The 12,333-nt window shown below is 75.8% G+C and carries 13 protein-coding genes; 3 read left to right on the top strand and 10 right to left on the bottom strand.

Annotated features, from left to right (window positions below):
- Window positions 1-266: 266 nt before the first annotated feature.
- Window positions 267-1,328 carry a tyrosine-type recombinase/integrase gene (locus tag JN535_RS06820; RefSeq protein WP_205204137.1) on the bottom strand — a complete coding sequence of 354 codons (1,062 nt, stop codon included), beginning with the start codon at window positions 1,326-1,328 and terminating at the stop codon, window positions 267-269.
- Between the two features lie 554 nt (window positions 1,329-1,882).
- Entirely contained in the window at window positions 1,883-2,356 is a 474-nt protein-coding gene (locus JN535_RS06815) for a hypothetical protein (RefSeq protein WP_205204127.1), read from the bottom strand.
- Window positions 2,357-2,522: 166 nt separating this feature from the next.
- Here JN535_RS06815 and JN535_RS06810 point away from each other — a divergent pair, with 166 nt between their 5' ends.
- Window positions 2,523-2,903 carry a hypothetical protein gene (locus tag JN535_RS06810; protein WP_205204125.1) on the top strand — a complete coding sequence of 127 codons (381 nt, stop codon included), beginning with the start codon at window positions 2,523-2,525 and terminating at the stop codon, window positions 2,901-2,903.
- Between the two features lie 43 nt (window positions 2,904-2,946).
- Here JN535_RS06810 and JN535_RS06805 read toward each other — a convergent pair whose 3' ends face one another.
- Window positions 2,947-3,471: a putative immunity protein gene (locus JN535_RS06805; RefSeq protein WP_205204123.1), complete on the bottom strand. Its 525-nt coding sequence runs from the start codon at window positions 3,469-3,471 to the stop codon at window positions 2,947-2,949.
- A gap of 217 nt (window positions 3,472-3,688) precedes the next feature.
- Between JN535_RS06805 and JN535_RS06800 the strand changes: the two genes are divergently transcribed.
- A complete protein-coding gene (locus tag JN535_RS06800; RefSeq protein WP_205204121.1) occupies window positions 3,689-4,447 on the top strand; it encodes a DinB family protein in 759 nt (252 codons plus the stop codon).
- Between the two features lie 30 nt (window positions 4,448-4,477).
- Here JN535_RS06800 and JN535_RS06795 read toward each other — a convergent pair whose 3' ends face one another.
- From JN535_RS06795 to JN535_RS06775, 5 genes are all read right to left on the bottom strand, one after another.
- A complete protein-coding gene (locus JN535_RS06795; RefSeq protein WP_205204112.1) occupies window positions 4,478-4,954 on the bottom strand; it encodes a hypothetical protein in 477 nt (158 codons plus the stop codon).
- A 12-nt stretch (window positions 4,955-4,966) separates the two neighbouring features.
- A complete protein-coding gene (locus JN535_RS06790) occupies window positions 4,967-5,752 on the bottom strand; it encodes a class I SAM-dependent DNA methyltransferase (protein WP_205204110.1) in 786 nt (261 codons plus the stop codon).
- Window positions 5,753-5,901: 149 nt separating this feature from the next.
- Window positions 5,902-6,651 (bottom strand): SHOCT domain-containing protein, encoded by a 750-nt coding sequence (locus tag JN535_RS06785; protein ID WP_205204108.1) that lies wholly within the window; start codon window positions 6,649-6,651, stop codon window positions 5,902-5,904.
- Between the two features lie 149 nt (window positions 6,652-6,800).
- A complete protein-coding gene (locus JN535_RS06780) occupies window positions 6,801-7,439 on the bottom strand; it encodes a CE1759 family FMN reductase (RefSeq protein WP_205204105.1) in 639 nt (212 codons plus the stop codon).
- Between the two features lie 170 nt (window positions 7,440-7,609).
- On the bottom strand, window positions 7,610-8,797 hold the full coding sequence (locus JN535_RS06775) for an LLM class flavin-dependent oxidoreductase (RefSeq protein ID WP_205204096.1): 1,188 nt from the start codon (window positions 8,795-8,797) through the stop codon (window positions 7,610-7,612).
- Between the two features lie 369 nt (window positions 8,798-9,166).
- Between JN535_RS06775 and JN535_RS06770 the strand changes: the two genes are divergently transcribed.
- Window positions 9,167-9,511 (top strand): RNA polymerase-binding protein RbpA, encoded by a 345-nt coding sequence (locus JN535_RS06770; protein WP_021483180.1) that lies wholly within the window; start codon window positions 9,167-9,169, stop codon window positions 9,509-9,511.
- 113 nt (window positions 9,512-9,624) lie between these two features.
- Here the strand turns inward: JN535_RS06770 and JN535_RS06765 are convergent, their stop codons facing one another.
- Together JN535_RS06765 and lnt are read right to left on the bottom strand one after the other, a co-directional pair.
- Window positions 9,625-10,437 (bottom strand): polyprenol monophosphomannose synthase, encoded by an 813-nt coding sequence (locus JN535_RS06765; RefSeq protein ID WP_307868328.1) that lies wholly within the window; start codon window positions 10,435-10,437, stop codon window positions 9,625-9,627.
- Window positions 10,434-12,170 carry an apolipoprotein N-acyltransferase gene (gene lnt, locus JN535_RS06760; protein ID WP_307868327.1) on the bottom strand — a complete coding sequence of 579 codons (1,737 nt, stop codon included), beginning with the start codon at window positions 12,168-12,170 and terminating at the stop codon, window positions 10,434-10,436. The genes JN535_RS06765 and lnt overlap by 4 nt, the downstream gene beginning before the upstream one ends.
- Window positions 12,171-12,333: the final 163 nt, after the last annotated feature.

The raw sequence follows: 12,333 nt of genomic DNA, 5'->3' as shown, positions 1-12,333 counted from the left end.
TCCTCCCTCTCCTCGGTCCGACCGCCGCCCGGACGGCGGGGCCGGTCTGCCGCCAGGTTCCCCCCGACGCCGCGCGTTCGCACGCCGACCTCAGGCCGACGTGCCACGGCTCGCGCGGTGCGCCCACACCCCGGCCGGGCGGGCGTCGACCGCGAGCGCCACGCGGGGGCGTCACGACGCGCAGGAGCAGGGAACGTCGTCGGGCCGGCGCCGCGGACCTGTGGGCCCCCGGCGCGGGTGACGCTACGCGCCTCGCGGTCCGCGCGTCAGGCGTCCGCGGGCTCGAGGGCGGCCGAGAGCGGATGGGCTCGGATGGCGGCGGCCAGCTCGCCCTCGATCCGGTCGAGGTACACACCCGTGGTCGCGATCGACGCGTGCCCGAGGAGCTCGGCGACGACCTTCACGTCCCATCCCTCGGCGGCCAGCAGCGTCGCGGTGGTGTGGCGCAGCGCGTGCGGCGTGGCCTCGCGCCGGAACTGCGCGGGCATGCGCGCGACGCAGCGCCGCAGGAGGCCGCGCACGGCCTGGGCGTCGATGCGCCGGCCGCGCCAGGACAGCAGCAGGGCGCGTCGCGCGTCGGGGTCCTCGGGGCGGCGCGCGAGCAGCGTCGGGCGCAGGTGCTCCAGGTACTCCTCGAGCGCGGCGGCCAGCGGGGGAGAGAGCGTCACCGTGCGGACGTGTCCCCCCTTGCCCTGGATGCGCCACCGCGTCTGGTCGGGCTCGCGCGCGAAGTCGTCGAGGTTCGCGCGCTCGAGCTCGGACACGCGCGGGCCGAGGACGAGCAGGAGCGCGACGACGAGGCGGTCGCGGAGCTGGAGGTCCTGGTCGCGGCGCGACGTCGCCGCGTCGGGCGGGGTCCGTGCCGCGGAGACCTCGAGCAGCGACGCCGCGGAGCCCGCGGACAGCGCGGTGCGCGCGACCCGCAGCCCGTCGCGCAGGCGCGCCGGGGGAGCGGCCCACTGCATCGGGTCGGCCTGCACCCAGCCCTCGCGCGCGGCGTGGGAGAAGAACCGGGTGACGGACTGGCGGAACCGGTTCACGGTCGCCGCGGAGCGACCCGGGCTGCCGGGCTTGCGGGACGCGTCCGCGTACCGGCCGTCGGGCGTGGTCTGGTAGCGCAGGAGCACGTCGTCGACGTCCTCCCCGGTGACGTCGTCCAGCACCCGGGCCACCCCGGCGAGCCGGGCGAACTCCGTCACGTCCCGCTCGTAGCTGCGCCGCGTCGTCGGCGACAGGATCCCGCGCAGGGTCTGGGCCGCGACGGACGCCAGGTAGCGGTCGGCCGCCTCGGCGACGGTGATCCGTTCGAGGCGGGGCGGGGCGACCATGGAGGTGGGCCTCCTTCCGGGAAGGGTCCGCCTCAGCCTAGGTCGCGCCACCGACAGTCCGGCCGGCGTGCGACGTCCTGACCTGCGCCGACACCCGCCGACGATCGCCCAGGTCGTGCTGCTGCCGACGGTCGCCCGACGGTGTCGGCGGGACCCGGGCACGCAGCGCCGCACCGAGCCCGCGTGCCGAACGCGCGCCGCGGTGAGGTCCGAGTCGTGAGCGCTCCCGAGGAGCCCGTCGACGTGATGCCGGATGCGCCACGACGTGGCCGGGGCGCTCGTGTGGCCGACGACGCCGCGCAGGTGCGGGAGAGGGCAGGGTGTGGAGGGACTCGGAGCGGGGGAGCCGCCCAGGCTGGCGCATGCCGGGGCCGCCGGACGCGGGGACGTGCAGGAGCTCGGACGGCAGCCGCGTCGGCGGCCGAAGCACGGGCCGGGCGGGGACCTCGGCGACGACACGGTGCACGGCCACAGCGGCCGGGGAGCGTCCACCTGGGTATCGACGTCACCATGCTGTTGACCTAAACACAATTGTTTGCGCTGTATGTCCGATTCTAGAGATCGTACCCGAGCGTGCGGTCGCGTACCAGCCGCCGTCCGCGCGCGGGGGTGACGGCCGTCGCCGGCAGTCCGGGCAGCTCCGGCTCGTCCGGAGCGGTGCCGCTGTCGCGGGGGCCGACCAGCGACGCCCGCGCGGGGGACACGGAGCGCCAGCACCACACGGCGGCGGTCGCCATGCCGGCCCCGGCGCCGACGACGGCGAACGCCAGGAGCGCCAGCGCGAGCACCGGGACCCAGGCCAGCGTCGCGAGCATCGTCGCGACGACCCGTCGAGGGCGACGTCCGTCCGGGCCGAGCTCGGCGAACGGCGACGTCGTGGCGAAGGACCTGACGACGGTTGCCGACGGCGCTCTGGACGGCACGGGTGCCGCCAGGACGCCCAGTCGCCGTCCGCCGCCGCTCCGGTCCGTGGCGCGGGGAGCGCGAGGGGGCGGGTGCAGCCGTGGTGCGTACGTCGTCGTGCTCATGACGAAGGGGAGCGCGCGCAGACCGCCCGTGATGCGTCTGCCCGGCCCATCTCGACGCGAAATGACATAATGCACATTATCGGCGTAGCGCGGAAGGGGTCGAGAGAGCGCCACCGGCGCCTCTTTCACCGGTGGTGCGTGGGCTCTCGGGTGTCTACTGGCGGTCATGGGAGTCACCGCGCTGCGCCTCGCGCAGGACGACGTCGCCCTCGGTGCGCGTCGTCCGCTCGTCGGCCCGTCGGTGCTGCGCAGCCACGCGCTCTCGATGCTCTACCGGGACGTGCGCCGCGGCGTGCTCGACGAGACGGCGGCGCGAGCCCGCCTGGAGGGCCTCGCCACGCTGAAGATGCGACTCCTCGGCGACCGCGTCTCCCGGGCCACCGCGTGGCGGATCGCCCGCGAGCTCGACGCGGACGACACGTCGACCGCCGAGTACGTGGCGGTGGCCGTGCTCCAGGCCGACGTCCTCGTGGCGGGCGACGCAGACGTCGCGGCCGCGGCGGACGGCCGCATCCCCCTCGCCACGTACGACGACCTCCTGCGCTGACCCCGCGACAGCCCAGCCGGCACCGGACGGGACCGGCCCGGCGTCAGTCGTCGAACACGTCCCAGCAGATCGCGCTGCGCCGCCGCTGGTCGTCGAGGACGAGCGCGCGCAGCTCCGCCGGGATGCGCTCGCGCTGCCAGTCGCGCTCCGCGAGACGCGCCGCCTCGGGGTCCTCGCCCCGGGCCGCGGCGTCGGCGACCACCGCCCGGACCGCGTACGCGGCCGCTCCGAGATCGTGCGCCGCGACGTGCGCGACCGCCACCGCCTGCCCGGCCGCGAGCGCCACGTACTTGACGGGTGCGGGCTGGTCCCGGCCGGCGGCGTTGGCGACGAAGGCGGTGCTGTGGGCGGTCTTCATGGGGACCTCTCCGCGGATCCAGGCGCGGGCGACGTCGAGGGCGTCCCGGGGTCGGGTGTCGTCGGGCCGGGCGACCTCGAAGATCGGCAGGACGTGCTCGGTGCAGTCGACGGCCCATCGGGCGAGCTGGCGGTGGTGGTCGTCGGTGAGGGTGCCGCCGCGGCGGACGGTGACGAGTCGGGGGTCGCGTTCGGTGGGCAGGATCGGCATGGTCCGATGCTCCCCCACGTCGGCGCGTGCGGACACCTCTGGTCGGGTGCGGGTCGGGCGGCGTAGCGTGCGAGTCGTCGTCCCCGTTCGTCGGTTCCGCCACCGAGGGGTCTCCGCCTCTCCCCCGGCTGGGTCCCCACGCCGCGCCGTCGCCGCGTCGGGGTCTCTCCCCCGGGCTGGTCGATCCCTCGGGCGGGCCGCTCCCGAGGAGGCGCTCATGGCCCGGTTCACCCGCTCCGACGACCTGCGGGGCGCGACGTTCGACGGCGCGGACCTGCGGGGTGCGCGGTTCGTGGAGTCCGACCTGTCCGGGGTCGTGATGCGGGGCGTGCAGGTGGAGGGGCTGGACGTCGACGCCCCGTGGCTCGCGGACGGCGGCGCGACCTTCCGGGTCAACGGGGTCGACGTGACGGGCTTCGTGGAGGCGGAGCTGGACCGTCGGTTCCCGGGGCGGGAGCTGCGTCGTGCCGGGGACCCGGAGGGGTTGCGCGCGGCGTGGGCGGCGCTGGAGTCGACGTGGGCGGTGACGCTCGACCGGGCGGCGGCGCTGCCCGCGAGCGCCGTGGACGTGTCGGTGGACGGCGAGTGGTCGTTCGCGCAGACGTTGCGGCACCTGGTGCTGGCGACGGACGCGTGGCTGGGGCGGGCGGTGCTGGAGGTGGAGCAGCCGTTCCACCCGCTGGGGCAGGCGGGCCCGCAGGCGGCGGAGGACGGGCTGGACGTGTCGTCGTTCGTGACGGGGACGCCGTCGTACGCGGACGTGCTGGAGGCGCGCGCGGGCCGGGTGGCGATGGTGCGGGACTTCCTGGCGGGCGTGACGCCGGAGGAGCTGGCGATGGTGCGGCGCAACCCGTGGTCGCCGGAGTACCCGGAGACGACGCTGTCGTGCGTGCACGTGATCCTCGAGGAGGAGTGGGAGCACCACCGCTTCGCGGTGCGTGACCTGAGCGTGATCGAGGCGTCGTCGGGCAAGTGAGCGAGGGCGGGCCGGGTGTCGCGCTCGTGGTCAGGGGGTCCGTGCGACCGTGGCGGCGAGGTTGGGTGTCACGCGGGTGAGGTCGGCGTCGGCGGGGAGGCCGTCGGGGACGAGCACCACGGTGACCCGCGTCCCGTCGGGGGTCTGGAGTCGGAGCGGGAGGTCGGAGTCGTCGAGGTCGGTGACGAGGCCGCACGTGGAGGCTCCCGCGTCGTCGTGCGGGGTGTCTCCCGGCACGACCGTGACGAGGCAGATGACGTCCTGCCCGTCGCGGTCGCCCGTGCCGGCGTAGAAGGTGACCTCGTCGAGCTCGCCCAGGCGTCGCGCCGAGGCGGGGTCCATCTCGTCGGGCGTCATCGTGTCGGGGAGGGCGTCGTCGGGGACGGGCTCGTCGGCAAGGCGGGTCACGAGGTCCTGTGCCGTCACGGTCCCGGAGCAGGCGGTGAGGGCGGTGAGGGCGCCGACGGCGAGGACGATGGGTCTGGTGCGGCGACGGGGTTGCTCCATCGGGGTTGGATATCACGACGCGGAGGGCGGTCGCGGCGCGCGCCGGTACACGGACACCTGGGAGCGGGACTCGGCGGTGAACGGCTCCCCCGCCCACCCGGCGTGGCGGGTCTCGAGCTCGAGGCCGGCGAGGCGGGCCATGAGGTCGAGCTCGGCGGGCCAGACGTACCGGTGGGGTGTGCGTCGTACGGTGGCGCGGCCGTCGTCGTCGAACCGGACGTGGTGGGACACGACGTGCTGGTGCAGGACGTCGTAGGTGTCGATGCCGAGGTAGCCGGGCTCGTCGTGCCAGACGGTCGCGGTGCGGCCGGGCGGCAGGGCGCGCAGCTCGGGGACCCAGAGCTCGACGACGAACCGGCCCCCGGGGGCGAGGTGGCGGGCGGCGTTGCGGAAGCACTCGACCTGGGCGTCCTGGGTGAGCAGGTTCGAGATCGTGTTGTACACGAGGTAGACGAGCGAGTGCTCCCCCGGCACCCGGGCGGTGGCCATGTCCCCGACGACGACGGGCAGGGTCGTCTCGTCGGCTTTGTCGCGCAGCCGGGCGACCATGTGCCGGGAGATCTCGATGCCGGTGACGGGCACGCCGCGCGCGGCGAGCGGGATCGCGACGCGCCCGGTGCCGACCGCGAGCTCGACGGCGCTCCCCCGGCCCGCGAGCGCCGCGAGCCGGTCGACGGCGGGGTCGAGGACGTGGGGTGCGAACATGCCCTCGCCGGGGGTGTCGTAGCGGGCGGCGGCGTGGGCGTCCCAGAGGCGTTCCTGGTCGGTGCCGGCGAGGTCGGTGCGGGAGTCCGTCATCGTGCGACGGTGTCAGGCGTCGTGCGCGGCGGTCCAGGGATTTCGTGTGGTCGGGCGTCGCTGGTGTGTGCGCGGTCCGTCCTGACGGGGGTCGACGTCGCCGGGTGGGCGCGATCGGGGATCGATCGGAGCCGGTCCAGGTGTGGGCGTCAGCCGAGCAGCGCCTGCTTCGCGCGCGCGAACTCGGTGTCGGTGAGGTCGCCGGCCCGGTGCAGGGCGGCGAGGCGTTCGAGGCGGGCGACGAGCGCCGCTCCCCCGTCGCCGGCCGGGGCGCTCGCGGCGGGCGCGCCGCACCCGACGACGCGCCACAGGGCGCGGGCGAACACGCCGGGGCGGCGGGCGGTGCCGGCCTGGCCGGGGTGCAGGCGCGGCACGCGCGGCGAGGGCACGGTCCGGTCGTCGACGACGACGCTCCCGGGCCGAGTGTCCGCGAGCGAGCGCGCGAAGCGTACGAAGCGGGCGGAGGACCCGTCGAGCAGGACGGCGCGGGTGGAGCGGGCGCCGGGGTGCTCGGCGCGCCAGGTCACGACGACGGTCGGCCCGTCCCCGGTGACGGTGACCACGGGTCGTCCGGCGGGCTCGACCACGGTGTCGTCGCCGCGGACGAGGCGCAGGCGTGCGCCGTCCCACACGAGCCGTCCGCCGGCGACGTGGAACATGGCCGGGTAGCGGGGCGCGGCGGCGAAGCGCGACGTGTCGGGCACCCGGCCGGGGATCGTGACCACCCCCACGGGCCGCCGTCGGGGCGGCGCCTGCGGGCGGGGGCCGTCCGCGTGGGCGGCGAGCGCGTCCACGACCGGGACCGCGACCGTGACGGGTGGGACGGGCTCGATGCCGGGCCGCGGAGCGGTTCCTGCGGGGTTCGCCTCGGTGTGGCCCTCGGTCGCGCTGGTGCTCATGGTGCTCCCCCGTCGTCGTCGATCCCCTGATCCTGCCGCGCGACGCCCTGGGAGAGCAACCCCTCGACCGGTGTCGTCGCAGGTCAGCGACGGGGCGCGCCCCCGGCCGGGAGCACCGGTGGCCGGGGGCGCGCAGTCAGGGGGCGGGGTCAGAGCCCGCCGAGCAGCGCCGTGAAGTCGGGCGTGGACGCGAACGGGTCGGCGGGGCCGGCGTTCTTGCGCAGGGCCACCTTCTCCGCGAGCTCGCGGCCCGCGCGCGCGACCCGGGCGGGCAGCCCGCCGCCGGCGTCCGCCTCGGCGGCCGCCCAGTCGTCCGTCGCGGCGAACACGGACGTCGTGGCGACGTCGGCCCGCAGGTAGGTGAACAGCGGTCGCAGCGAGTACTCGAGCGCGAGCGAGTGGCGCGCGGTGCCGCCCGTCGCGCCGAGCAGCACGGGCGTGCCGGTGAGCGAGTCCTTGTCGAGGACGTCGACGAACGACTTGAGCAGCCCCGAGTAGGTGGTGGTGAACAGCGGGGTGGCCACGACGATCCCGTCGGCGGCGGCCAGGCGCTCGAGCACACCGGCGAGCTCGCCCGTGGGGAACCCGGTGAGCATGGCGTCGACGACGGCGTGCGCGTGGTCGCGCAGCTCGACGGTCTCGACCTCGGCGCTCACGCCGAGGCCCTGGAGCTCGCGCACGGTGGCCTCGCCGAGCCGGTCGGCGAGCAGGCGCGTGGAGGACGGCTTGGACAGCCCGGCGGACACGACGACGAGGCGGCGGTCCGGGGCGGGGGTGCTGGCGGTCATGCGGTGCTCCTGGGGTGTGGCGTGTCGTGCGGGAGTCGGCCCGTCACCGGGCCGGTGGTGCGGGGTGCCCGACGGCGGCCGGTCGAGCGGGTGCGCGGGGCACCCCTCGACCGTACGCCGTCGGGCGGCCGGTCCCGCGGCCGGTCACGTCGGGCGCGGGACGGCGCGGGTCACAGCCCGAACGCGGCGCCGGCCTGCGCCGGCTCCTGGTCGTCCTCGGCGGTGCGCCCGGTCCAGCGGTCCTCGGTGCCGCCGACGTGCGCGGCGCCCTCGGTCCCGGCGGCACGGGCCGCGGCGACGCGCTCGGCGTGGCTCGGCGGGTTGGCCGGCACGTGCGCGGGCCGGGCGGCCTCCATCTCCTTGCGGAGCACGGGCACGACCTCGCCCGCGAGGAGGTCGATCTGCTCGAGCACCGTCTTGAGCGGCAGGCCGGCGTGGTCCATGAGGAACAGCTGCCGCTGGTAGTCCCCGACGTGCTCGCGCATCGCGGCGTACCGGTCGATCACCTGCTGCGGGGAGCCCACCGTGAGCGGCGTCTCGCGCGTGAAGTCCTCCATCGACGGGCCGTGCCCGTACACGGGCGCGTTGTCGAAGTAGGGGCGGAACTCGTCCCACGCCTTCTGGGAGTCCTTGCGCATGAACACCTGGCCGCCGAGGCCGACGATCGCGGTGTCCGCGGGGCCGTGGCCGTGGTGCTCCCAGCGCTGGCGGTAGAACTGCACCATCTGCCTCGTGTGGCTCATGGGCCAGAAGATGTTGTTGTGGAAGAACCCGTCGCCGTAGTAGGCGGCCTGTTCGGCGATCTCGGGGCTGCGGATGGACCCGTGCCACACGAACGGCGGCACACCGTCCAGCGGGCGGGGGGTGGAGGTGAAGCCCTGCAGCGGGGTGCGGAACTTGCCCTCCCAGTCCACGACCTCCTCGGTCCACAGGCGTCGCAGCAGCGCGTAGTTCTCGATCGCGAGCGGGATGCCGTTGCGGATGTCCTGCCCGAACCACGGGTACACCGGGCCGGTGTTGCCGCGGCCCATCATGAGGTCCATGCGCCCGTCGGAGATGACCTGGAGCATCGCGTACTCCTCCGCGAGGCGCACCGGGTCGTTCGTCGTGATGAGGGTCGTCGACGTCGACAGGACGATGTTCTTCGTCACACCGGTGAGGTACCCGAGCATCGTCGTCGGCGAGGACGGGACGAACGGCGGGTTGTGGTGCTCGCCCGTGGCGAAGACGTCCAGGCCCGCCTCGTCCGCGTGCCGGGCGATCGTCAGCATCGCGCGCACGCGCTCGGTGTCGTCGGGGGTCCGGCCCGTCGTGGGGTCCGTCGTGACGTCGCCGACGGTGAAGATGCCGAACTGCATGGTGTGCTCCCGTGAGTCCTAGGTCGATGCGTTTGCATGTACATGGCGCTCAACCCGGCACCCGCCGGGTTTGTTCCCGGGCGCTTCCGGGTCCCGGTGTGAGCGTGCACACGTCCGGCCCGCGAGGGCCGCGACGAGTTGCGTCGGGCATCGAAACCCGGGAGCCTGGGACCGCGACGCGCCGAGGCGGACCGGCTCGACGCCGCGGGGGCGGCCAGGCCGCGGACGCTCCGCGACGTTCACCGGACCTTCACGACGCATCGGAACACCGACCGACGGTGAGGCGTTGCCTTCCGTAGACCGGGCCGCTGCCCGCACCCCCCCACCGGGCGCGCCCACCCACCCCCAAAGACCCCTCAGGAGGACACCATGGCCGACCGTTCGCTGCGCGGGATGAGCATCGGTGCGAAGAGCATGGAGTCGGACGAGGGCGTCGACTTCGCCCCCCGCTTCCAGGCGCACTACGACTGCCCCAACGGGCACACCATCATCCTGCCGTTCTCGACCGACGCCGAGGTCCCCCCGGTGTGGGAGTGCCGCTGCGGCGCCGAGGCGCTGCTGCGCGACGCGGAGCGCCCCGAGCCCAAGGCCGGCAAGCCCGCCCGCACCCACTGGGACATGCTGCTCGAGCGCCGCACGATCTCCGAGCTCGAGGAGCTGCTCGACGAGCGCCTCGGCCTGCTGCGCGCCGGCAAGCTGCGCCGCAGCGCCTGACGCCGGACGACCGGAGAGGCCCGGACCCCGCAGGGTCCGGGCCTCTCGTGCGTCACGGGCAGGGCGCAGATCCCGCTCCGCCCGCGCACCGCTGCGTCCCCGCTGCGCGCGCGTCAGCGCGAGGCCCGGCTCCCCCGCCGCCGGACCGCCCCGGCGAGCTGGGCGGCGCGGCGGCGCGCGCCCCACACCGTCACCTTCCACAGCGCCTCGGTGACGATCGCGCGGCTCATCTTCGACCGGCCCGCGGTGCGCTCGACGAACGTGATCGGCACCTCGACCACCCGCCCGCCCGCGCGCACGACCCGCCAGGCCATGTCCACCTGGAAGCAGTAGCCGTGCGACTCCACGCTCGCGAGGTCGACCGCGCGCAGCGCGTCGGCACGGTACGCGCGGAAGCCCGCCGTCGCGTCGCCCAGGCGCAGCCCGAGCGCGACGCGCACGTAGACGTTGCCGGCCCGGGAGAGCACCTCGCGGTGCCACGGCCAGTTCTCCACCCGTCCGCCCGCCACCCAGCGCGACCCGATGACGAGGTCCGCGGCCGCGCCCTCCCCGGACTTCCCCGCCGAGGCGAGCGCCGCGAGCAGGGAGGGCAGCTGCTCGGGCTGGTGCGACCCGTCGGCGTCCATCTCGACCAGGACGTCGTACCCCGCGTCCAGGCCCCAGCCGAACCCCGCGACGTACGCGGCGCCCAGGCCCTCCTTGCCCGCGCGGTGCAGCACGTGCACGCCCGGGTCCGCGGCGGCCGCGGCGTCGGCGAGGTCGCCCGTCCCGTCGGGGCTCGCGTCGTCGACCACGAGCACGTCCGCGTCGGGAACCGCGGCGCGCAGGCGCGCGAGCGTGCCCGGCAGGGTCAGCGCCTCGTCGTACGTGGGCACCACGACGAGCACGCGGCCCGGCCCGCCGGACCCCCCGTCGCGCTCGCTCACCGCGCGTCGTCCCCGGTCGCGACGGGCGTCGCGGTCGCCCGGGCCGCGCGGCGCTCGCGGACGGCGCTCACGACGCCCGCCGCGAGAAGGCCGAGGGCGAGGAGCTCGACCACGCGCCCGGGCCAGTCCCCCGCCCGCACGGCCGGGGTCAGGCTCGTGCGCAGCGGCAGGTCCGCGACCAGCTGGTCGGCCGTGAACAGCTCGGTGCTCTGCAGGAGCTCACCGTCGGGGGCGATGACGCCGCTCACGCCGACGGTCGAGACCTGCACGGTCGCGCGCCCGGTGGACACGGCGCGCAGGCGCGACATGGCGAGCTGCTGGGTGGACTCTGCGGTGTACCCGAAGGAGGCGTTGTTGGTCTGCACGACGAGCACCTCGGCGCCCGCGTCCACGGCCTCGTTCACCAGCCCGTCGTAGGCGACCTCGAAGCAGATGACGACACCGAGCGGCACGGTGCGACCGAGCCGCTCGGACGCGAGGTCGACGACACCGGTCCCGGTGCCGGGGATCATGTCGATCGTGACGCGGTCGACCTGGTCGGAGAAGATCCGCAGCAGCGACCGCAGCGGGATGTACTCGCCGAACGGCGCGGGGTGCTGCTTGGCGTACCGGTCCACGACGCCCGCGCCGGGCTCCCACAGCAGCGACACGTTGTACCGGCCGCCCGTGTCGGGGTACTCCTGGGCGCCGACGAGGATCGGGGCGCCGACCGCGCGCGCGGCGTCGTCGATGGCGCGCGCCACGTCGGGCGTGGTCTGCGGGTCGAGGTCGGACCCGTTCTCGGGCCACAGGACGACGTCGAGGTCGCCGGGCCCCACCTGGTCCAGCAGCGCGAGGGTCCCCTGCAGGTGGTTGTCGAGCACCTCGGCCCGGTTCGCGAACGACCCGAGCCCGGGCTCGCCGACGTTGCCCTGCACCGCCCCGACGGCGAGCGTGCCGGCCTCGGCGCGCGTGTCGAGCGGCACGAGCAGGGGCGCCGCGACGAGGGCTCCGGCCACGGCCACCGGGACGGCGGCACCCGTCACGACGTCGCGGCGGCGCACCAGCGCGAGGACCGCGACCGCGAGCAGCGACCCGGCGAGCGCGACGAGCAGGGACACGAGGACCTCGCCCCCGAGCCACGCGGCGCGCCCGAGCGGGGAGTCCGCCTGGGAGAACGCGAGCCGGCCCCAGGGGAAGCCCCCGAACGGCACCTCGGTGCGCGCCTGCTCGACGCCGACGAACAGCAGCGCGAACCCGACGGCCTGGGCCCACGGCCGCCGAGCCAGCCACGGCCACCGCCGCGCCCACACCCACGCGGCGCCGAGCACGGCGACGAAGCACGCCTCCATGACGGACAGCGCGAGCCACGGCACGGTCTCCGTCGCGTAGTTGGCCCACCACAGGTGGGGCAGGAAGAACGCCAGACCCCACACGAGCCCGACGAGGAAGCCCCACCGCGCGCCGTCGCGCCGCAGCGCCCAGAACAGCGCGGCGACGCCGACGAACGCGAGGGGCCACCATCCGCGGTCGGGGAACGCCGCGTCGGTGACGAGGCCGCCCGCGAGGGCCAGGAGCAGCGTGACAGGGCGCGACGGCGCCCCGGCGAGGGCACGGCCGTCCGCCGCGGCGCGGACGTCGCCACCGGTCTCCGCGTGGCCGGTTGCGGGGGTCTCGGGCGCCGGGGCGGGGGTGTCCGGTCCTGCGGGGTGGGATCGCCCGGCCGGGGCGGCCGTGGGCTCGGGGGCGTGCACGGGTGCACCCTACGCCACGCACCTGCGCGGGACCGGGTCCGCGGCGGCGCCTCGGCGGGTGAACGAGAGGTGGTGTGTGCGGGCTCGCGCGCCCTTCGGCCCGTACGCCGCCGCCACCGGCGGGAGCACGTTTTCTACTGAGCGCGCGAGCCCGGCCAGGCAC

This window comes from Cellulosimicrobium cellulans (assembly GCF_016921195.1).
Classification (GTDB): Bacteria; Actinomycetota; Actinomycetes; order Actinomycetales; family Cellulomonadaceae; genus Cellulosimicrobium; species Cellulosimicrobium cellulans_F.
This window is presented reverse-complemented; position numbering and strand designations above follow the sequence as displayed.

What these genes read in the sequence shown, in the direction of transcription:
- JN535_RS06810 (WP_205204125.1), top strand. Translation starts at nt 2,523, where the DNA reads ATGGGAGTCACCGCGCTGCGCCTCGCGCAGGACGACGTCGCCCTCGGT.
- JN535_RS06790 (WP_205204110.1), bottom strand. Translation starts at nt 5,752, where the DNA reads ATGACGGACTCCCGCACCGACCTCGCCGGCACCGACCAGGAACGCCTC.
- JN535_RS06820 (WP_205204137.1), bottom strand. Translation starts at nt 1,328, where the DNA reads ATGGTCGCCCCGCCCCGCCTCGAACGGATCACCGTCGCCGAGGCGGCC.
- JN535_RS06815 (WP_205204127.1), bottom strand. Translation starts at nt 2,356, where the DNA reads ATGAGCACGACGACGTACGCACCACGGCTGCACCCGCCCCCTCGCGCT.
- JN535_RS06795 (WP_205204112.1), bottom strand. Translation starts at nt 4,954, where the DNA reads ATGGAGCAACCCCGTCGCCGCACCAGACCCATCGTCCTCGCCGTCGGC.
- JN535_RS06775 (WP_205204096.1), bottom strand. Translation starts at nt 8,797, where the DNA reads ATGCAGTTCGGCATCTTCACCGTCGGCGACGTCACGACGGACCCCACG.
- JN535_RS06785 (WP_205204108.1), bottom strand. Translation starts at nt 6,651, where the DNA reads ATGAGCACCAGCGCGACCGAGGGCCACACCGAGGCGAACCCCGCAGGA.
- JN535_RS06770 (WP_021483180.1), top strand. Translation starts at nt 9,167, where the DNA reads ATGGCCGACCGTTCGCTGCGCGGGATGAGCATCGGTGCGAAGAGCATG.
- JN535_RS06805 (WP_205204123.1), bottom strand. Translation starts at nt 3,471, where the DNA reads ATGCCGATCCTGCCCACCGAACGCGACCCCCGACTCGTCACCGTCCGC.
- JN535_RS06800 (WP_205204121.1), top strand. Translation starts at nt 3,689, where the DNA reads ATGGCCCGGTTCACCCGCTCCGACGACCTGCGGGGCGCGACGTTCGAC.
- JN535_RS06780 (WP_205204105.1), bottom strand. Translation starts at nt 7,439, where the DNA reads ATGACCGCCAGCACCCCCGCCCCGGACCGCCGCCTCGTCGTCGTGTCC.